Source organism: Burkholderia sola (assembly GCF_905400185.1).
GTDB classification, from domain to species: domain Bacteria; phylum Pseudomonadota; class Gammaproteobacteria; order Burkholderiales; family Burkholderiaceae; genus Burkholderia; species Burkholderia sola.
Window position 1 is genome coordinate 235132 of the sequence record NZ_FR989677.1, and the last position, 18940, is coordinate 254071.

16 protein-coding genes and 1 pseudogene are annotated in these 18940 nt (G+C 68.3%); 12 read left to right on the forward strand and 5 right to left on the reverse strand.

Annotation, left to right across the window (positions count from 1 at the left end; translation table 11 throughout):
- Window positions 1-27: 27 nt before the first annotated feature.
- The 3 genes from hutC to KR541_RS31110 all read left to right on the forward strand — a co-directional run bounded on the left by hutC (window position 28) and on the right by KR541_RS31110 (window position 3115).
- Window positions 28-783, forward strand: coding sequence for a histidine utilization transcriptional repressor HutC (hutC, locus tag KR541_RS31100; RefSeq protein ID WP_050016586.1), 756 nt, complete (start codon window positions 28-30; stop codon window positions 781-783).
- A 327-nt stretch (window positions 784-1110) separates the two neighbouring features.
- Complete coding sequence (locus KR541_RS31105) at window positions 1111-2460, forward strand: reverse transcriptase family protein (RefSeq protein ID WP_124592568.1); 1350 nt, start codon at window positions 1111-1113, stop codon at window positions 2458-2460.
- A gap of 325 nt (window positions 2461-2785) precedes the next feature.
- The gene (locus KR541_RS31110; protein ID WP_050016590.1) at window positions 2786-3115 is read left to right on the forward strand and encodes an H-NS histone family protein; all 330 of its coding nucleotides are present in this window, start codon (window positions 2786-2788) and stop codon (window positions 3113-3115) included.
- A 209-nt stretch (window positions 3116-3324) separates the two neighbouring features.
- Here the strand turns inward: KR541_RS31110 and KR541_RS31115 are convergent, their stop codons facing one another.
- Together KR541_RS31115 and KR541_RS31120 are read right to left on the reverse strand one after the other, a co-directional pair.
- Window positions 3325-4305 carry a bifunctional helix-turn-helix transcriptional regulator/GNAT family N-acetyltransferase gene (locus tag KR541_RS31115; protein ID WP_124630042.1) on the reverse strand — a complete coding sequence of 327 codons (981 nt, stop codon included), beginning with the start codon at window positions 4303-4305 and terminating at the stop codon, window positions 3325-3327.
- A 206-nt stretch (window positions 4306-4511) separates the two neighbouring features.
- On the reverse strand, window positions 4512-5564 hold the full coding sequence (locus tag KR541_RS31120) for an RNA-guided endonuclease InsQ/TnpB family protein (protein ID WP_216090035.1): 1053 nt from the start codon (window positions 5562-5564) through the stop codon (window positions 4512-4514).
- An 89-nt stretch (window positions 5565-5653) separates the two neighbouring features.
- On the opposite strand from KR541_RS31120, the gene KR541_RS31125 reads away from it, so the two are divergent.
- Window positions 5654-6031, forward strand: a complete 378-nt coding sequence (locus tag KR541_RS31125; RefSeq protein ID WP_216090213.1) for a S26 family signal peptidase — start codon at window positions 5654-5656, stop codon at window positions 6029-6031.
- Between the two features lie 71 nt (window positions 6032-6102).
- Here KR541_RS31125 and KR541_RS31130 read toward each other — a convergent pair whose 3' ends face one another.
- The 3 genes and pseudogenes from KR541_RS31130 to KR541_RS31140 form a co-directional block, all read right to left on the reverse strand.
- A complete protein-coding gene (locus KR541_RS31130; RefSeq protein ID WP_216090036.1) occupies window positions 6103-8538 on the reverse strand; it encodes a PEP-utilizing enzyme in 2436 nt (811 codons plus the stop codon).
- Between the two features lie 122 nt (window positions 8539-8660).
- Window positions 8661-8912: pseudogene (locus tag KR541_RS31135) on the reverse strand (helix-turn-helix transcriptional regulator); the annotation flags it as partial.
- 11 nt (window positions 8913-8923) lie between these two features.
- Window positions 8924-9781 carry a FadR/GntR family transcriptional regulator gene (locus tag KR541_RS31140; RefSeq protein WP_089490193.1) on the reverse strand — a complete coding sequence of 286 codons (858 nt, stop codon included), beginning with the start codon at window positions 9779-9781 and terminating at the stop codon, window positions 8924-8926.
- 228 nt (window positions 9782-10009) lie between these two features.
- On the opposite strand from KR541_RS31140, the gene KR541_RS31145 reads away from it, so the two are divergent.
- The 8 genes from KR541_RS31145 (at window position 10010) to KR541_RS31180 (ending at window position 18787) form a co-directional block, all read left to right on the forward strand.
- On the forward strand, window positions 10010-11218 hold the full coding sequence (locus KR541_RS31145) for an ABC transporter substrate-binding protein (RefSeq protein WP_050013637.1): 1209 nt from the start codon (window positions 10010-10012) through the stop codon (window positions 11216-11218).
- A gap of 70 nt (window positions 11219-11288) precedes the next feature.
- Window positions 11289-12149 (forward strand): branched-chain amino acid ABC transporter permease, encoded by an 861-nt coding sequence (locus KR541_RS31150; RefSeq protein WP_050013636.1) that lies wholly within the window; start codon window positions 11289-11291, stop codon window positions 12147-12149.
- Window positions 12146-13189, forward strand: coding sequence for a branched-chain amino acid ABC transporter permease (locus KR541_RS31155; RefSeq protein WP_089490132.1), 1044 nt, complete (start codon window positions 12146-12148; stop codon window positions 13187-13189). Before KR541_RS31150 ends, KR541_RS31155 begins: the two co-directional genes overlap by 4 nt.
- Entirely contained in the window at window positions 13186-13953 is a 768-nt protein-coding gene (locus tag KR541_RS31160; RefSeq protein ID WP_089490131.1) for an ABC transporter ATP-binding protein, read from the forward strand. Before KR541_RS31155 ends, KR541_RS31160 begins: the two co-directional genes overlap by 4 nt.
- Entirely contained in the window at window positions 13950-14651 is a 702-nt protein-coding gene (locus tag KR541_RS31165) for an ABC transporter ATP-binding protein (protein ID WP_050013633.1), read from the forward strand. Before KR541_RS31160 ends, KR541_RS31165 begins: the two co-directional genes overlap by 4 nt.
- A 32-nt stretch (window positions 14652-14683) precedes the next feature.
- Window positions 14684-15973 (forward strand): Zn-dependent hydrolase, encoded by a 1290-nt coding sequence (locus tag KR541_RS31170; RefSeq protein ID WP_089490192.1) that lies wholly within the window; start codon window positions 14684-14686, stop codon window positions 15971-15973.
- Entirely contained in the window at window positions 15970-17472 is a 1503-nt protein-coding gene (locus KR541_RS31175; RefSeq protein ID WP_216090037.1) for a M81 family metallopeptidase, read from the forward strand. The genes KR541_RS31170 and KR541_RS31175 overlap by 4 nt, the downstream gene beginning before the upstream one ends.
- A gap of 127 nt (window positions 17473-17599) precedes the next feature.
- Window positions 17600-18787 carry a beta-propeller fold lactonase family protein gene (locus KR541_RS31180; RefSeq protein WP_124630044.1) on the forward strand — a complete coding sequence of 396 codons (1188 nt, stop codon included), beginning with the start codon at window positions 17600-17602 and terminating at the stop codon, window positions 18785-18787.
- Window positions 18788-18940 lie beyond the last annotated feature (153 nt).

Here is an 18940-nt window from a genome sequence, read left to right on the forward strand (position 1 = left end):
ACCCCACATTCATCCGGTCGAGGGCGCATGAGCGAAACGGAACGCAGACTTTCCGCACGGCCTGCGAAGGCATCGGTCGACACCGTACCGGCGCGGGCGCTGCCGGCCTATCAGCAGATCAAGCGCTACGTCGTCGAGCGGATCGCGCAGGGCGACTGGAAGCCCGGCGCCGCGATCCCGACCGAGGCGGAACTGGTCAAGGAATTCGGCGTGGCCCGGATGACGGTGTCGCGCGCGCTGCGCGAACTGACGGCCGAGCGCGTGCTGACGCGCATCCAGGGCGCCGGCACGTTCGTCGAGCGCCGGCATTACGAATCGACGGTGCTGGAGATCCGCAACATCGCGGACGAGATCGCCGAGCGCGGCCATCGGCACAGTGCGCGCGTGCTGATGATCGAGCGCAGCGTCGACCCGGATGCGATCGACGCGCTCGGACTGCGCGCGGGGCCCGTGTTTCATTCGCGGATCGTGCATTACGAGGAGGACGAACCGATCCAGTTCGAGGATCGCTACGTCAATCCGGCCTTGTTTCCCGCGTATCTGGAGCAGGACTTCACGATCGAGACGCCGAACCATTACATGGTGCGACTGGCGCCGATCCAGCGTGCGGAGTTCCAGATCTACGCGGAGAAGCCCAATGCGCAGGTGCGCCGGCATCTCGTGATGGAAATCGGTGAACCGTGTCTGCTGCTGCGACGCCGGACGTGGGTCGGCGAGCAGGTCGCCACGTCGGTCAGGCTGTGGCATCCGGCGTCGCGGTTTCATCTGGCGGGCAACATGTAGGGAAGCAGGGTGGCGCTGGGCGGAGCGGGCCGTTTGCCGCTTCGGCCGGCGCGTCGGGAAATCGGGCGACCGCATCGCGATGCCGCCGCGCATCGCGCGTCGTCCGGCTCGATTTGACACCTGGCGTCGTCGCCGATTAAAGTCGCGACGCGGGGCGGCGGGTCAAGCACACGCCCGGAACAGGCAGCCGATGTTCCAGGACTACGGGGCTACCCCGTGGATCAGATCGATACGCCGATGCGTCGCAAGTGCGCATGTTGCGCGTTGCGCAACGACTGCACTCGCAGTACCAGCCACGTTGGCTCATCGTCCCGCCCCCCTTCGTCCATGCACTCATCCCTGCGCGACACCACCCGTACGATTGCCGACGCGATGCTCGCCGGTTCACCCGAGCGCGACGGCGTCGTCGCGCGGATGGCGGCCGTGCTCGGCGACGCGTCGCCGTGGACGTACGAATGCGCGGACGTCGCGCTCGTCCGCTTCGCCGCGAACTGGGCCGATACCGACACCGACGTGCTCGCGGCGGTCCTTGCCGACGCGCCCGCGTTCGTGCGTGCATGGTATGGCGACCGTCGGCCGGCGGTGATTCGCATCGTGCGCCGGCCGCTGGTCCAGCGACCGCCACCGGCGCCGCTCGCCGGCTGCGACGTGCCGCAATGGCCGACGCCCGGCGATCTCGCCGGCTGGCTCGGCATCAGCACGCCGTCACTCGACTGGCTGTCCGATCATTGGCGCGTCGACGCGCGCGGCAGCGCCACGCCGCTGCATCACTACACGTACGTCCCGGTCGACAAGCGCAGCGGCGGGTGCCGCCTCGTCGAAATCCCGAAAGGGCGGCTGCGCGAAGCGCAGCGCCGCATCCTGCACGAGCTGCTCGATCGCATCGCGCCGCATGGCGCGGTACACGGTTTTCGCAAGGGGCACGGGATCGTGTCGTTCGCGGCGCCGCATGCGGATCGCGACGTCGTCGTGCGCTTCGACCTCGCGGATTTCTTCGTGTCGGTGCGCGCCGCGCGCGTCCATGCGCTGTTCGCGACGCTCGGGTATCCGGCCGAAGTCGCGCGCACGCTCACCGGGCTGTGCACCAATCGCGTGCCGTCGGCACGGCTGCTCGCGCCGGACCTGCGCGACCGGTTCGACTGGATCGGCCGCCAGCGCTATCGCGAACGGCATCTGCCGCAGGGTGCGCCGACGTCGCCGGCGCTTGCGAACCTGTGCGCGTTCCGGTTCGACATGCGGCTCGCCGCGCTCGCGCGTTCGCTCGATGCGACCTACACGCGCTATGCGGACGATCTCGCGTTTTCCGGCGGCGATGCGCTGGCGCGCGACGTCGAGCGGCTGCAAATCCGGGTCGCCGCGATCGCATTCGAGGAAGGCTTCGCGCTGCAATTGCGCAAGACGCGCGTGATGCCGCGCGGCACGCGGCAGCAACTGGCCGGCGTGCTCGTCAACCGCCATCCGAACCTGGCGCGCGACGCGTTCGATCGCCTGAAGGCCATCCTGACCAACTGCATCCGGCATGGCCCGGCGTCGCAGAATCGCGACGCGCATCCGGATTTTCGCGCGCATCTGGCCGGACGCGTCGCGCATGCGACCGCGCTGAATGCGGCGCGCGGCGCGAAGCTGCGCACGCTGTTCGACCGGATCGCATGGGACGCCGGCAGCGAAAACCGCTGAACCGTCGGGCCCGAATCGACTCCGGTCAGCGACTTCTGCAACACGACGCCGCGCACTGCTATCATTCGCGCCATGCCGCGCCCGTGTCAGGGGCGGCGAATCACTTGCCGCCGCCGTTCGTCCCGTGCATGCGTACGCGGCGTGCCGCCCGTTGCCGGCCTGGTCCTGCCTGTCAGTGACGCACGACGTCGTTTGGTGCGCGTCGCGCAAATCATGCCGGCTCAGGTGGACGATTCACCGATTTGACAGCCCCTATAGGCGGAACTTCGTGGTAGGTTCGGCCATCGGAGCTTTTTGCAAAAACATGCCCAAAGAGGATGAATACATGACCCAGGCCCTGCAGGAACTCGAAGCACAACTTCGGGACCTGAACATCAAGCTGTCAGAGGCGAAGCAGAAGGAGAAGCAAGCCGCGCTCGCGGCCTTCAAGGAACAGGTCGAACTGTTGGGAATTTCGCAGCAGGAAGTGCTGAGCGCGCTCGGCTACATCGTCCAGCGCAAGCGCAAGGCGCCTGCCAAGTACTACGATCCGTCGACCGGCCGCTCATGGTCCGGGCGCGGCCCGCGGCCGAAATGGCTCGAAGGCAAGGATCTCGACACGCTCGCCGTCGACCGCGAGGCGAGGACCTGGTGGCCGGGCGACGATCAGGGCTGAAGCCCGCCGCGCCGCAAGGCCATCCGGCGCCGGCCGGTTCGCGCAGGCGGGCCGGCCGGCTGTCTTTCATTCGGTGTCCGGCCTGATCGCGACATCGCCGGCCTCGCCGCCGTACCGGATCGACGTTTTCTCCTTTCCTTTTCCGTTTCCGCGCATTGCCCGCCGTTTCGCGTCCGCCGTCCGGCCAGCTGCGATCACGTCCGCCGATCTCAACCGCCAGCCGGCCCCGGCCGGCTGAAGCGCTGCTCGACCACTTCGGTTCCCCACTGCGTGCCCGCGGATTCGCTCGTCAGCGCAAAGCCGAACGACTCGTATAGATGACGTGCGGCATCGAGCCCCTTGAAGGTCCACAGGTAGGTCTCGCGAAACCGGTGCTCGTCGACGAAACGCATCGCCAGCGTCATCAGCCGACGCCCGACGCCCGAGCCGCGCAACGCGTCGTTGACGATGAACCAGCGCAGGTGCGCGACGCCCGTCGCCGGGTCGCCGTCGATCGCGAGCGACGCGAGCGTCCGGCCGTCTTCCTCGCACAGCCAGAGCGCCTTGCCGTCGGCCGGCAGCGCGCCCGCGAAGGCGGCCAGCTCGGTCGCCACCCGCTGTTCGAAGAACGCGCCGAAACCCCAGTGCTCCGCATAGAAGCGTGCATGCAGGCTCGCGATGTCGCCGATGCAGCCCGGCCGATAGCCTTCGCGAACCGACGGCGCATCGGCCGGCGCGACGCTCGCCCTGGCCGCGTTGTCCTGCGCGAGCGCATCGGCATACAGCGCGAGCGAACGCAGCAGCGCCTGCTGGTCGGCCGGAATCATGCGGCGCAGCGCATTCGACACCTGATCGGTCGCGAACGTGTCGATTCTTTTTTGGAGCTTTTTGCCTTCGGCGGTCAGGTACAGCTCGATCGCACGCGCATCCTCGGTCGACACGCGCCGCTCCACGATACCGGCCGCTTCGAGCCGCGCGAGTTGCCGGCTCGTGTTCGATTTGTCGAGCCGCAGGATGGCGCCGAGATCCTTCGCGTTGATGCCGGGCGCCATCCCGATCTCGAGGATCGCATGCACGGCCGACGGCGCCCAGTCGCTGTCGGCCAGCGTCGCGCGCATGAAGCCGAGCTCGCGCACCAGTTTGCGCGAAAAGTCGCGCAGCTCGAGGATGGTTGCGTCGCGCGGCTTGGCCGGTGCGTCGATGAGGTCCATGGTTTGCTCCCGAACGGTTGCGTATCGCAATCAATAATAGTTGCGGGTCGCAACTTGGGCAAGGCGATTTTCACGTGGATCGGTTGTTTCGACGCGGCGAAGTGGCCGCATACTGGGCGGCGCGGGCCGACCTGCGAACAGGGGTGTCGATCGACCCACGATCGACGACCGCGGACCACGGAGATCACGTTGACGTTTTCCTCTCCCTAAAGGGAGAGGATTCCCACACCTGGCGATGCACGTCCGCATCGGAGAATGTTCAGCGCAGCGTTGATATCACGATCATGTTCGACACCACAGTCACTGCAGGTCCATTCTCTTATTCTCAGTCCCGCGATACCTTTCAGCCGCGTCGTGCTGTCTTTCGACCCGCACGCCGAACAGGACTGGGTCGAACCGCTTTCGTCCACTTCCTCGAACGTGGCTCCGTGCGCGATCGCTTTGTAGCGGAGCTTGTTCCGGAAGGACGACCAGGACGCGTCGTAGACGCTTTTTGCCACCCTGGTTCTGGCAAGTTTGACGGCCGACACGTTGCCGACCGCGATGTAATCGAACCGCCGCACCAGATCGAGCGCGAGCTTGTGTTGAAAATCGGCACGGGCATTCGCGACCTTGGCGTGCAGCTTCGCGATATGCCGCTTGTGCTTTCGCGCCCGTTGCGCTTTCGCCAGCTTTTCCGCCGCGCGTCGACCGAACTGGTCATTGGGCAGTTTCTCGCCGGTCGAAAGTGTGGCGAAGTCTTTCAGGCCGAGATCGATGCCGACGCCGGAACGGATCGGACGAGCCTGAACATCCGGCATCTCGATCACGATGTTCAAGAACCAATTGCCGCGCGCATCCTGCGCAAAGTTGGTTCCATCCTTGATCTTGCCTTCGGGAAGCGGTCGGCTGTTGAACACGCGGAAGGTGTTGCCGGCAAAGCGAAACGCGTCGCCTTCGCGCTTCAGGTCGCGGCCCTTCAGCGGCACCCAGCCCAGCGATTTCCTGCCGCGATAGCGCAGGTAGGGCCGACGGTACTGACTGCGCGACTTCGCATATTGCTCGCACGTCGCGTTGACCGTGCCGGAGTGGATGCCGAGTTCCTTGCTGCTGCCAGTCGTCAGCACGTTCAGATCGAATCCCGTCGGCCACTTCTTGCCCCACTTGAGCGCGTGCTTCTGCGTGTCATTGCAGAAGTTCCAGACGTAGTTCACCGCACGGCTCTGCTTGTTGAGCAGTCCGTTGAGCGACTTCACGCGGTAGCGGTAGACAAGGATCATGCAAGTGATCCTAACCCGTGGAAGAAGCTGCCTGTCAACTGCACTCCTTTCCTCCCCGTCCTGAAGGACGGGGTTTCTCGGAGCAACTGATGAACAAGCTGCTGCCGATGACGATCGCGTTGCTTGCCGGGAGCGGCATCGGGGCGGCGCCGCTCCACGCGGCCGGCACCATGGACGCGCTGCCGTGCAGCGCCGCGCATGCGGCGGATCAGGCCGGCGGTAACGCCGCGATGCCGGACACGTCGGTCCGCAGCTTCTCGACCGCCGGCTGTTCGGGCGCGGTGTTGCAGGGAGACCGCGCCACCGCGACGGTCAACGGCGACAGGGTCGAGTTGCGCGACGGCGTCGTCTATGTGAACGGCCGGTCCTATGGCGCGGTCACGCCCGCGCAGACGGTCGAATACGAGGTCGCGCGCGACCGGCGCACGTTGAAGGTCGACGGGAAAATCCGCACGCCGCTGCGCTGATGCGTACCGATTCGGTAGGCGGCAACCGCGACGTGCGATGCGGTTGCCGGATCGCCACGCCGGCGCGCGTCCTATTCGACGAGCGTCAGCCGGCCGTCGCTGAGCCGCACTTCGCGCCCCACCCACGCCGCGTCGACGCGCGGCAGCACGGCCGACGGCTTGCGCAGTTCGCGCAGCAGCGTCGCGCCGTGCGACAGCCGGCCGCCCATGCGCGCGATCACCGCCCGGGCGGCCTGGTACCGCGCGTGCCGGCCCGGGTCGAGCGTGTCTTCGAGCAGGATGTCGCGGCCGAGCACGCCCTGCGTGTCACCCGGATAGATCATGAAGCCGGCGGCCTCGTCGGTGCCTTCGCTGCCGTCCTGCCAGAAGCTGCCGTTGCGATCGCGGCGCTCGGGGTGCGGTGCGAACCACGTGTCGCGGTCGGCGGCCGGCATCGCGTGATGCAGGCGGAAGAACACGCGCATCAGATTGTCGCGATACCACTCGCGCACCTGCAGATACCAGCCGCGCATGCCGGGCGCGCCGAGCGCGTGCAGTACGCGGACCGGCAGCGGCCAGTCGGGAAACGGCTGCAGCGGCAGGTCGGCGGCCGGTGGCCGCGCGGTGCCGGGATCGGTTTCCCACGGCAGGCGGTGCGGGCTGTCGTCGAGCTGGCCGTACGCGGTCGGCGGACGCCCCCACAGGGCGCCGCCGCTGCTCGCCAGCGATGACGCGATGCACAGGTTGCCCTGCACGACGAATACGTAGAAGCGCGTGAACCAGTCGGCCAGTTGCTGGCCGTCGGCGCGCCGTTCGACGAGCGTCGCCAGTTCCCGGTCGAAGCGTTCCAGGCCGCGCGCGAGCGTCGGCAGGTGCCCGCGCGCGACGCGCAGCATCCGCCAGAACACCGGCAGCGCACGCAGCAGGCGCAGCGCTCGCCAGCGCAGCGGCGGCGTCGCACCGCCGATCTCGCCGCTGTAGTGGGCGGCCGACACGCCCCAGTCCGAGAGACGCGCGAGGAACAGGTCGTTGTTGATGTACGACGCGCCGCCGTAGAGCGCGGTGAACGGTTCGTTGTCGCGCAGCACGCGTGCGTCCCAGCGCGCCATGATCGCCGGGATGCTGCCGGCCGCCCGCCGTTGCGCATATTCGACCAGCCGGCTCGGCTGCGGCGGCAGGATCTCCGCGATGTTCGCGGCGGTCAGGTGACGATGCCAGCCGTAGGTGCTGATCGGACGGTACTGCAGCAGCCACAGCTGTTCACCGTCCCACGCCCATTCGACGTCGCCCGGCACGTAATGGAACGCGCGCAGCACACGTTGCAGGAACGCCCACAGCTGCTGCGCGGTCAGGCCGTGCGCGGTCGCGAACGTGCCGCGCTGCCACGGCTCGCCGAGCCGCGACAGAATCGCGCGCTGCGGGCTGGCCTGCCCGTCGGCGAGCGTTTCGAGGTGACCTTCGACCCATTCGACTTCGATCGCGAGATGGCGCACGAACGCGATACCCGACAGCACGGGCGTGATGAAGCGCTGCACGACGGCTTCCTCGAGGCCCCCGTCGAGCAGTTCGGCCACGCGCGCGGCCGCTTGCGATGCCGGTACGCGCAGGAACGTCGTGTGCAGGCCCGCGTTCGCCGCATCGGCCTGGTCTTCGCCATGGCTCGACGACCGGATCGCCCACTCGGCGTCCGGCTGGCTCGCGAGAAAGCCGGGCAGGCGCGGATCGTCGGCAGCGGTCAGCGACAGCGCGGGCGGCACCGGCAGCCCGGCCATCGCGGCCAGCGCGAGGCGCCCGCCTTTGGTATGCGCGACGAAGCCCGTGTCGTCTCCTTCGAGCCACTGCGCGAACGCCGCCGGCGCATCGATCCACGGATAGTGTCCCCAGCCGGGCTCCAGCGTGACGGTCAGGTCGGCGCGCGCGAGGATCGCCGACCACGCGGCGGCCTGCCCGACGCCGAGCACCGCATCCTGGCCGCCCCACACGAGTTCGATGCGATCGGTGACCCACTCGAGCAGCGGCAGCGCGGTATCGGCGCGCACGAGATCCCAGTGCGGCACGAACGCGCGGCAACGGGCATAGCCGGCGCCCATGCGGCGATACTGCGCGGACGTCCAGGTCCGGTTCGAGAACTTGCGGGCGAACAGCGCCGGGTAGTGCGCGAGCAGCCAGTGGATGGTCTTGCGCAGCGGCTTCGGCGCCATCAGTTTCGGCAGGCGCCGCTCCCACAGGAACGCGCCGACCGGGGCGAGCAGCACGCTGCGGCCGAAGTGGCCGGGGCGCCGCTGCAACGCGTGCAGGACCACCAGCGCATTCACGCCGACCGCCATGATCGCGTGCCCGGGTTCGGTCGCGTCCAGCAGCGCCTGCGCATAGGCGGCGAGATCCTCGCACGGCGGCGCGGGATGATCGCCGAAGCCCGGCAGTTCGAGCGGCACGGGGCGATAGCGCCGGAAGTGGGGCAGCGCGTCGTCCCACCAGTCGGCTGCGCTGCCGTTGCCGGCGAGGAGGTACAGGATCGGTTGGCTCATGAAGGCTTCGTCGGTCGACGATCGTCGCGATTGCCGCGGTTGTCGTTGGTATTGCCCGGTGCGAGTGGAATGGAAGCGTGGCCCCGCTCGGATGGATGGTGGGGCATTCTACGCGAGTCGATTTACGTCAATTTGCCGTTTGTTTGGGTCTCGCGCGGCGTCTTGCCGGTCCAGCGCCGGTACGCATGACGGAAGCTGCGCGGCTCGCTGTCGCCGAGCCGCTCCGCGATCTCGGCGACCGTCAGCGCGTGATCGTCGAGCAACCGCACGGCGTCGTCGCGACGCACGTCGTCGAGCAGCGACTGGAACGTGATGCCGTCCTTGTCGAGCCGACGGCGCAGCGTGCGTTCGGTCGGGTGCAGCGCATCGGCGAGTGTGCCGCCGATCAGCGTTCTTCCGGATCCGTTGCGGCCGCATCGAGTGCCGCAACGGAACCGGCGGCCGCGCGCCTGCGGATCTCGGAATCGAGGATCAACCGTCCGCGCAGCTTGCCTTTCATCCGCTTCACGTGCTTGGGCGCCTCGGTCATGTGCTCGACCATCAGCGCCCGGACGCGCTCGGCATCGCGCTCGCGCGCGGCCTGCAGGATCGCCTTGTGGATCGACACGTTCGCTTCGCCGAAGCGCTTGTGCTCGACGAGCGGCGTGTCGTTCCGGAACTCGATCAACTGCCGGATCATCTCGTTGATCAGTTCGCAGCTGAAGCGCAGGAACGGATTCGGATTCGCGGCCGCGAGGATGTCGTGGAACGTCGTGTCTTCCTGCCGCTGACGCAGCATGTGGCCGCGATCGTGCACGCTCGACGCGCCGTCGCAGCACGCGATGTTCGCCTCCAGCGCCGCGAAGTCGCGCTCGCTTAGATGCGGCACGGCGCCGGCGGCCAGCTCGGGTTCGAGCAGCTTGCGCACCGTATAGATGTCGTCGATCGTCACGTCCTTGAAGAACAGGTAGTTCTGCAGCAGCTGAAGCGTGCGGTCGAGCGGCACCTCGACGACCATCCCGCCGCCCGACGGCCCCGTCGTGACCTTGATGAGCCCCTGCACCTCAAGCGACTTCAGCGCCTCGCGGATCGTGCTCTTGCTCACCGCGTAGAGCTGCTGCAGCTCGGCCTCGCGCGGCAGGCGGTCACCCGGCTTCAGGTCCTTCTCGGTGATCAGCCGCTTGATCTCCTCGGCGACCAGATCGGCCCGCTTCGGCTGCTTGATTTCGACCGCGAGGCCCGCCCTGGCTCGGTCCATGACCATCTTCACGACTCCTTTGTGTGGCTGCGCGCCGCGTCATCGTCGACGACCGGTGCCGGCGCGGGTACGGAATTTTGCCTGATTGACACCAATTTTGATCAACTCTAGCATCAGGTTCATTCTATTTATCATGATAAATAGGATCAACCGGCGGCGCGCATCCAGGAGTGGCGTGGGCACGGTTTGGCAGTCGGTCGTATCGCGTGTGTCCCCGTTCATGAGGAGCTCAACTTGAATCGCCGAGAACTGTTGAAACTGGCCGCGCTGTCGGCCGTGCCGGGCGCGCTCGGCAGCATGTCGTCCCGGGTCGCGTTCGCGCAGGGCTCGCCCATCCAGCTTGCCTGCCCGGTGCCGATGTCCGGCCCGTTCGCCGCCAACGGCAAGTACGCCGATCTCGGCATGCAGCTCGTCGTCAAGCAATACGGCAAGGTGCTCGGCGCGCCGCTCGCCTATACGGCGCTCGACACCGAGGGCAAGCCCGCGACCGCCGTGCGGCGCGTGCAGGAAATCGCGCAGCAGAAGGGCGTGCGCTTCTTCGCGGGCGGCATCCTGTCGTCCGAATCGCTGGCGATGGGCAAGGAAGTCCAGAAGGCGGACGGCGTGTTCATCACGACGGCCGGTGCGGACGAGATCACCGGCAAGGATTGCAACGCGGCGACGTTCCGCTGGTCGGTGCCGACGTTCGGCGCGATCGAGCAGACGGTGCGCCCGTTGATCCAGATGCTGCCGAAGGCGAAGCGCTGGTACACGATCACGCCGCAATACGTGTTCGGCGACGGCCTGCTGTCGGCCGCGAAGGCGGTCTTCAAGGAGAAGGGCATCGAGCACGTCGGCAACAGCTACCACTCGCTCGCCGAGAAGGAGTTCAGCGGCTACCTGACGAACGCGGCGGCCGCGCAGCCGGACGTGCTGCTGATCCTGAACTTCGGCTCGCAATCGTCTGACACGCTGCGCCAGGCCGTCAGCTTCGGGATGAAGCGCAACTGCACGATCCTGCTCGCATGGGCATCGGGCCTCGAGCAGTTCGAGGCGCTCGGGCCGGACATCTGCGACGGCGTGTATTTCGGCGCGCAGTACTGGCACGGCATCGATTCGCCGCTGAACCGCGATCTCGTGAAGCGCGCGAACGCCGCGTTCAAGGCGAACCCGAACTACAGCCTCGCGGGTTCGTACATCTGCTCGAAGATCCTGATCGACGCGATGGTAAAGGCCGGCAGCGCCGATCCGAAGAAGGTCGTCGCGGCGATGGAAGGGATGAAGTACGACGGCCTCACGGGCCCGGAGGAAATCCGCAAGGGCGACCACCAGGTGCTGAAGAACTACTACCTGCTGAAGGGCAAGCCGAAGGGCCGGATGAAGAATGCGGACGACTATGCCGACATCGTCAGCGCCGGCCAGTCGTTCCTGCCGCTCGACAAGACGGGCTGCAAGCTCGCGTGACGCCGTGCATGCGTTCGCGGCGCATCGCGCGCCGCGGGCGTCCGTTACCTTTCTTTCCGACACGGAAGCCATGAACGTCTATCTGCTGCAGATCGTCAACGGCATCGGCGTGGGCATGCTGTATTTCCTGCTCGCGGTCGGCCTGTCGATCGTGTTCGGCCTGCTGCGCTTCGTGAATTTCGCTCACGGCGCGTTCTACCTGCTCGGGGCGTACCTCTGCTACCAGGCGCTGCAATGGTCGGCGAATTTCTGGGTCGCGCTCGCGCTCGTGCCGCTCGTCGTCGGCGCGTTCGCGTGGATCGTCGAGAAGCTGGTGCTGCGCCACGTGTACGCGCAGCAGCATGAATTCCACATCCTCGCGACGGTCGGGCTCGCGCTCGTGCTGCAGGAGTGCGCGATCCTCGCGTGGGGGCCGCTCGGCGACAACGTGCCGCCGCCCGACGCGCTGAACGGCGTCGTGATCTGGGGCGGCTTCGTCTACCCGAAGTACCGGCTGTTCGTGATCGCGTTCACGGCCGTCCTCGCCGCGTTGCTGTGGTGGGTGCTCGAAGGCACGCGGCTCGGCAGTACGGTGCGTGCGGGCAGCGAGTCGACGGAGATGGTGTCGCTGCTCGGCATCAACGTGACCCGCGTGTTCAGCCTCGTGTTCGCGCTCGGCGCGGCGACGGCCGCGCTGGCCGGCGTACTCGCCGCCCCGATCCGCGGCGTCGATCCGTTCATGGGCATCGAGGCGCTCGGCGTCGCGTTCGTCGTGGTCGTCGTCGGCGGGATGGGGAATTTTCTCGGCGCGCTCGTCGGCGGGCTGCTGGTCGGCATCGTGCAGAGCCTGATGAGCACGCTGTGGCCGGAAGGCGCGCGGCTGATGATCTACGTCGCGATGGCGGCCGTGCTGCTGCTGCGTCCGAACGGTTTGCTGGGGAGGGCTGCATGATCGATTCGTCGAAACCGCTGCCGCCGGGCGCGGCGGCGTCGCAACGCCCGCAGCCGTGGCGCGGCGTGTTGCAGCGGCCGGAAGGCTGGCTCGCGGTGGTGGCCGCGTGCGTGTTGCCGCTTGTGCTGAGCTCGGGCTCGCTCGCGACCGAAGTGCTGGTGTTCGCGCTCGCCGCGCTCGGCTGCAACCTGCTGCTCGGCTACACGGGGCTGTTGTCGTTCGGGCAGGGCATCTTCTTCGGGCTCGGCAGCTACGCGGCGGGGCTCGTGCTGACGCGCGGCGTCGCGTCCGTGACGGCCGCGCTGGTCGCGGCCGCGGTGCTCGGTGCCGTCGCGGCCGCACTCGTCGGCTGGTTCTCGATCCGGCAGCGCGGCACGTATTTCGTGATGCTGACGCTTGCGTTCGGGCAGCTGTTCTATTTCCTCGCGTATACGACGCCGAACGTGACGGGCGGCGACAACGGGCTGCTCGACATCCCGCGCCCGGCGCTCGCCGCATTCGGGCAACCGCTCGTGTCGCTCGCTTCGCCGTGGCGCTACTACGGCTTCGTCGCGGTGCTGTTCGTCGCGGTGTTCTGGCTGCTGCTGCGCGTATCGCGCTCGGTGTTCGGCCGCACGCTGCTCGCGATTCGCGACAACGAAGCGCGCGCGGCGGCGGCCGGCTACGACGTGAAGCGCTTCAAGCTCGCGGCGTTCGTGATCTCGGGCGCGGTCACGGGCCTGGCCGGGGCGCTGCACGCGCTGATGACGGGCATCGCGCCGCTGTCGAACATCGACTACCACACGAGCGAGATGATCCTCGTGATGACGGTGATCGGCGGCACGGGCAACCTGTTCGCGTCGGTGCTCGGCGCGGCGTTCTACGTGCTGTTCGCGGACTGGCTGTCGACGCTGTGGCCGCGCTGGTTGCTGCTGCTCGGCCTCGTCTTGATCGCGGTCAGCCTGGTCATGCAGCGTGGGTTGTGGGGGCTGGGCGAACGCATCGTGGCGTCGCTGCGGCGTAGCGATCGCGCGGCGGCCACGGTCAAGGAGCGGCAATGAGCGAAGCGATTCTCGAAGCGCGCGGCATCGTCAAGCGCTACGGCAAGTTCACCGCGCTGGGCGGCGTCGATCTGCGCATCATGCCGCGCACCGTGCATTCGGTGATCGGCCCGAACGGTGCCGGCAAGACGACGCTGTTCCATACGCTGACCGGCACGCTGCCGATCACGTCGGGCTCGATCCTGTTCGACGGTCGCGACGTGTCGCACGAACCCGATCACAAGCGCGTGCGGCGCGGCATCGCACGCTCGTTCCAGGTCACGAGCCTGTTTCCGAACCTGAGCGTGCGCGAGAATCTGCGCGTCGCCGCGCAGGGCGTCGAATCGCGGCGGGCGTTGAATCCGTGGACGCCGCCGCGCGGTGCGCTCGCGCATGACGGCATCGTCGACGACGTCCTCGAGCGGCTCGGCCTGCAGCGCTTCGCCGATACCGCGGCCGGCGTGCTGTCGCACGGCCAGCAGCGCCGGCTCGAGGTCGGCATGGCGCTGGCGGCGCGGCCGCGCGCGATCTTTCTCGACGAGCCGACGTCGGGCATGGGCATCGACGATCTCGACGACATGAAGACGCTGATCCGCGGCCTGCGCGACGACTACACGGTCGTGCTGATCGAACACAACATGGGCATCGTGATGGACATCTCGGACACGATCACGGTGATGCAGCAGGGGCGCGTGCTGGTCGAAGGCAAACCCGAAGCGATCCGCGGCGACGAGCGCGTGCGCAGCGCGTATCTCGGCAACATGATCACCGGAGGCCGCGCATGATGCTCGACGTGAAAGAGGTTCATGCGTGCTACGGCAAGAGCCACGTGCTGCAGGGCATTTCGCTGAACGTGAACGAAGGCGAGACAGTGACGCTGCTCGGCCGCAACGGCGCGGGCAAGTCGACGACGCTCAAGACGATCGCGGGCGTCGTCGCGCCGACCGGCGGCACGGTGACGTTCGCGGGCCGACCGGTGTCCGGGCAGCCCGCGCACCGGATCGCCGCGCGCGGCCTGTGCTTCGTGCCCGAGCATCGCGGGATCTTCCGGCTGCTGTCGGTCGAGGAAAACCTGCGGCTCGGCGCGCGTCGCGATTCGCCGTGGCAGCTCGACGATATCTACCGGATCTTTCCGCGCCTGAAGGAGCGCCGTCGCAACGGCGGCGCGCAGTTGTCGGGCGGCGAGCAGCAGATGCTCGCGATCGGTCGCGCGCTGATGAATCATCCGCGGCTGCTGATGCTCGACGAGCCGGTCGAGGGGCTTGCGCCGGTGATCGTCGAGGAAATCGTCGAGCAACTGAAGCGGATCAAGGCGGCCGGCGTCGCGATCCTGCTCGTCGAACAGAACCTCGAAGTGTGCACGCAGCTCGCCGATCGCCACTTCGTGATCGAGCAGGGCGTGATCGTCTACGAAGGCAGCAACGCGGCGTTCGCGGCCGATCACGACGTGAAGGACCGCTACCTGGGCGTCGGCGTCGCATGAGCCGTGCCCTTTCAATGCGAGGAATGGCAACGATGCAAGTACAGGATTCGACTCCGGGCGTCGCGGCGTCCGGCTTGCGCGTCGACGGCGCGCGGCTGTGGGACAGCCTGATGCGGCTCGCGCGGATCGGCGCGACCGACAAGGGCGGCGTGTGCCGTCTCGCGCTCACCGAACTCGATCGCGACGCGCGCGACCTGTTCGTCGCGTGGGCGCAGGACATCGGTTGCACGGTGCGCGTCGATGCGATCGGCAATATCTTTGCGCGGCGCGCCGGCGAACGGGACGACCTGCCGCCCGTGGCGACGGGCAGCCATATCGACACGCAACCGACGGGCGGCAAGTTCGACGGCAACTACGGCGTGCTGGCCGGCCTCGAGGTGCTGCGCACGCTCGACGACGCCGGGGTGCGCACGCGCGCGCCGCTCGAGGTGGCGGTCTGGACCAACGAGGAAGGGTCGCGCTTCGTCCCGGTGATGATGGGTTCCGGCGTGTTCGCGGGCGCGTTCACGCTCGACCATGCGCTCGCGCAATGCGATCGCGACGGCGTGTCGGTGCGCGACGCGCTGGCCGCGATCGGCTACGCGGGCAGTGCGGACGACGGGCACGGCGCGCATCCGGTCGGCGCGTATTTCGAAGCGCATATCGAGCAGGGGCCGGTGCTGGAAGCGCACGACACGACGATCGGCGTGGTCGAGGGCGCGCTCGGACAGCGCTGGTACGACGTGACCGTCCACGGGATGGAGGCACATGCGGGCCCGACGCCGATGGAACTGCGGCGCGACGCGCTGCTGGTCGCGGCCGATCTCGTGCGCAAGGTGAACGAGATCGCGCGTGCGCATCCGCCGCATGGACGCGGCACGGTGGGCTGGGTCGACGTGCACCCGAATTCGCGCAACGTGATTCCCGGCCGCGTGACGCTGACCGTCGACCTGCGCGCGGCCGACGACGCGACGCTGGCGGCGATGGATGCGGAGCTGCGTGCGGCCTGCGCGGACCTGGGTGCGGCGGCCGGGATGCGGATCGACATCGAGCCGGTCGTGTACTTTCCGCCGCAGCCGTTCGATCCGGCGCTGGTCGAGCAGGTCCGTGCCGGCGCGCGTGCACTCGGGCTGTCGTCGATGAACGTGATCAGCGGTGCGGGCCACGACGCGGTGTATCTCGCGCGCGTCGCGCCGACCGCGATGATCTTCGTGCCGTGCAAGGACGGCATCAGCCACAACGAGATCGAGGACGCCGATCCGGTGCATCTGGAAGCCGGCTGCAACGTGCTGCTGCACGCGATGCTGGGCGCGGCCGGGATCGCGGAGGGCGCCGCGCAATGAAGATCCTGATTGCCCGGATGAACCACGAGACCAACACGTTCTCGCCGGTGCCGACGCCCCTCGCCGCGTTCGGCCGCCACGGCCCCGACTGGGGCGACGACGCGTATCGCGCGAATCACGGAATGCGTACCGCGATGGCCGCGTTCATCGATGCGGCCGAGCGCGAAGGCGCGGACATCGTGACGCCCGTGTCGGCGGCCGCGAACCCGAGCGGGCCCGTCGCGGCCGACGCGTATGCGGCGATCTGCGACGCGATCGTTGCCGCCGCGCCCGGCTGCGATGCGGTGATGCTCGACCTGCACGGCGCGATGGTCGCCGAGCAGAGCGCGGACGGCGAGGGCGACCTGCTCGCGCGCGTGCGCGCGGCGCTGCCCGATGCGCCGATCGCGGTCGCGCTCGACCTGCACGCGAACGTCACGCAGAAGCTGATCGACAACGCAGACGTGATCGTCAGTTTCAAGACCTATCCGCACGTCGACATGGTCGAGACCGGCGAGCATGCGGCGCGCGTGTTGCTCGACCGGATTCACGGCCGCGCGCGGCCCGTGCTCGCATGGCGGCAGCCGCCGCTGATGACGTCGACGCTGCGCAGCGCGAGCGCCGAAGGCGCGATGCGGCGCGCGGTGGAGGCCGCGCGCGCGGCCGAGGCGGACGGCATGCTCGCGGTGTCGATCCTGCCCGGCTTCTCGCTCGCGGATATCCCCGCGCCGTGCATCAGCGTGGTCGTGGTGGCCGACGGCGACCGCGCCGCGGCTGACGCAGTGGCCGAGCGCATCGCACGGCAGATCTGGGACGCGCGCGACGCGTTCGTCTATCGCAGCGCGCCGCTCGCCGAATCGGTCGCGCGGGCCGCGGCGCTCGCCGACGGCGCGGACCGCCCGGTGCTGATGCTCGATCACGGCGACAACTGCATGTCGGGCGGCCCGTGCGACACGATGGACCTGCTCGAAGCCGCGCTCGCGCACGGGCTCGACGGAATCGTCAGCGGGCCGTTGTGCGACCCGGAAGCGGTCGCGGCGCTGATCGACGCGGGCGTCGGCGCGACCGTCACGGTGCCGGTCGGCAACCGGTTGCCGTCGCACGGCGGCGTGCGGCGCAAACCGTTTCGCGCGACGGGCATCGTGCGCGCGATCACCGACGGCGAATACGTGATTACCGGGCCGACGTATACCGGGCAGCGTGCGTACATGGGCCGCGCGGCCGTGCTCGATATCGGTACGGCCACGCTCGTCGTCACCGAGCGCACGCAGGAGCCGTGGGATCTCGGCGTGTTCGAGAGCGTCGGCGTCGATCCGCGCCGCGCGCGCTTCCTGTTGCTGAAGTCGCGGATGTATTGCCGGCCGGTGTTCGTGCCGATTTCGTCCGCGCTGGTCGAATGCGACAGCCGCGGCGTGACGAGCTCGGACTACGGATTGTTTCGCTACGAGCGGCTCGCGCGGCCGGTGTATCCGCTCGACGACATCGTCGAGTGGTCGTCGGGCACGCGACGCACGGATTGACGGAACCGAACCGGGTGCGAGACGCCGGGCGCGCGCGCTTTCGGGCATCATGCGATGGCGCCGGCCCGTCGGGCAGCAGGGCCGGGCAATCCATTGCGTCCGCAACCGATCCGGAGAACCGACCGCCATGCATTCGAATCCCTTCCGCCTGCGCAGCGCGCGCCTGCTCGCCGCGCTGACCCTCGCCACGACGGCCGTTGCCGTGCACGCCGCCGACTGGATCGTGTCCGGCAACGACGGCAAGTATCAACGCGTCGAGGGCCGCGACACCTATCTGCCTGCCCCGCCCGCCGACACGCTGACGCTGCTCGACGCCAGCACGTTCCCGCCGAAGGTTGCTTTGCAGGTCGACGTCGAGAACGGCATCCAGGGGCCGCCGCAGGCCGTCGCGATCACGCCCGACGCGAAGCTCGCGCTGGTCGGCGCGCCGACGCGCTACGACACGGCCGCGAAGCAGCTCGTGTTCGACACGTTCCTGCAGGTCGTGAATCTCGACAGCGCGCCGCCCGCGATCACGCGCGTCGAGCTCGGCACGCATCCGCAAGGGATCGCGATCGACCGCGCGGGCCGGCTCGCGATCGTCGCCAACGTCGACGGCAGCGTATCGATCCTGCGCATCGACGGCACGCAGGTGACGCTCGACGGCAACCTGAAAATCGGCAAGAAGCGGCTGGCCGGGATCAGCTTCACGCACGACGGCAAGCACGCGCTCGTGTCGCTGCGCGACGAGCAGGGCATCGCGGTGCTGAACGTCGACGACGGCAAGGTGACCGACAGCGGCACGCGGCTGAGTACAGGCGTCGCGCCTTACACGATCGACGTGTCGAGCGACAACCGCTGGGCCGTCGTCAGCAACGTCGGGCTCGCCGGGCTGCCGGGCTATACCGGCACGCTCGCGGGCGACGCCGATTCGGTCGCGCTGATCGACGTGTCGCGCGTGCCGTTCCGCACGGTTCAGTATTTGACGGTGCCGTCGCTGCCGGAAGGCGTCGCGATTTCGCCGAACGGGAAGTGGATCGCCGTGCAGGCAATGGACGGCTCGAACCTGACGGCCGACAACCCGGGCCGCCACAAGATCGGCAAGGTGCTGCTGTTCGAGATCCGCGACGGGCAGGCCGTGAAGGTGAGCGAGGTGCCGGGAGGCGAAGCCGCGCAGGGCATCGCGTTTACCGCCGACAGCCGGCACGTGATCGTGCAGTTCAACGTCGAACGGCAGCTTGCGCTGTATGCGGTCGATGGCGGCAAGCTGCGCGATACGGGCAAGCGGATCGCGCTGACGGGCGGGCCGTCTTCGTTGAGGACGTTGCCGCGCTGACGGGCTTGGCGGGACTGGTCGGCGGCTTGCGGATCAGCTGCGAGATGGCGGAAAACATCATCGCGCGGCTCGACGAAGCGTTGTCAGCCGCGCACGCCGGCGGCGCGGATCACGCGGAACGATGCGGGCCGTTCGGTCGTGAGCGGCATGCGC

What these genes read in the sequence shown, in the direction of transcription:
- hutC (WP_050016586.1), top strand. Translation starts at nt 28, where the DNA reads ATGAGCGAAACGGAACGCAGACTTTCCGCACGGCCTGCGAAGGCATCG.
- KR541_RS31105 (WP_124592568.1), top strand. Translation starts at nt 1,111, where the DNA reads ATGCACTCATCCCTGCGCGACACCACCCGTACGATTGCCGACGCGATG.
- KR541_RS31110 (WP_050016590.1), top strand. Translation starts at nt 2,786, where the DNA reads ATGACCCAGGCCCTGCAGGAACTCGAAGCACAACTTCGGGACCTGAAC.
- KR541_RS31115 (WP_124630042.1), bottom strand. Translation starts at nt 4,305, where the DNA reads ATGGACCTCATCGACGCACCGGCCAAGCCGCGCGACGCAACCATCCTC.
- KR541_RS31120 (WP_216090035.1), bottom strand. Translation starts at nt 5,564, where the DNA reads ATGATCCTTGTCTACCGCTACCGCGTGAAGTCGCTCAACGGACTGCTC.
- KR541_RS31125 (WP_216090213.1), top strand. Translation starts at nt 5,654, where the DNA reads ATGAACAAGCTGCTGCCGATGACGATCGCGTTGCTTGCCGGGAGCGGC.
- KR541_RS31130 (WP_216090036.1), bottom strand. Translation starts at nt 8,538, where the DNA reads ATGAGCCAACCGATCCTGTACCTCCTCGCCGGCAACGGCAGCGCAGCC.
- KR541_RS31140 (WP_089490193.1), bottom strand. Translation starts at nt 9,781, where the DNA reads ATGGTCATGGACCGAGCCAGGGCGGGCCTCGCGGTCGAAATCAAGCAG.
- KR541_RS31150 (WP_050013636.1), top strand. Translation starts at nt 11,289, where the DNA reads ATGAACGTCTATCTGCTGCAGATCGTCAACGGCATCGGCGTGGGCATG.
- KR541_RS31155 (WP_089490132.1), top strand. Translation starts at nt 12,146, where the DNA reads ATGATCGATTCGTCGAAACCGCTGCCGCCGGGCGCGGCGGCGTCGCAA.
- KR541_RS31160 (WP_089490131.1), top strand. Translation starts at nt 13,186, where the DNA reads ATGAGCGAAGCGATTCTCGAAGCGCGCGGCATCGTCAAGCGCTACGGC.
- KR541_RS31165 (WP_050013633.1), top strand. Translation starts at nt 13,950, where the DNA reads ATGATGCTCGACGTGAAAGAGGTTCATGCGTGCTACGGCAAGAGCCAC.
- KR541_RS31170 (WP_089490192.1), top strand. Translation starts at nt 14,684, where the DNA reads ATGCAAGTACAGGATTCGACTCCGGGCGTCGCGGCGTCCGGCTTGCGC.
- KR541_RS31175 (WP_216090037.1), top strand. Translation starts at nt 15,970, where the DNA reads ATGAAGATCCTGATTGCCCGGATGAACCACGAGACCAACACGTTCTCG.
- KR541_RS31180 (WP_124630044.1), top strand. Translation starts at nt 17,600, where the DNA reads ATGCATTCGAATCCCTTCCGCCTGCGCAGCGCGCGCCTGCTCGCCGCG.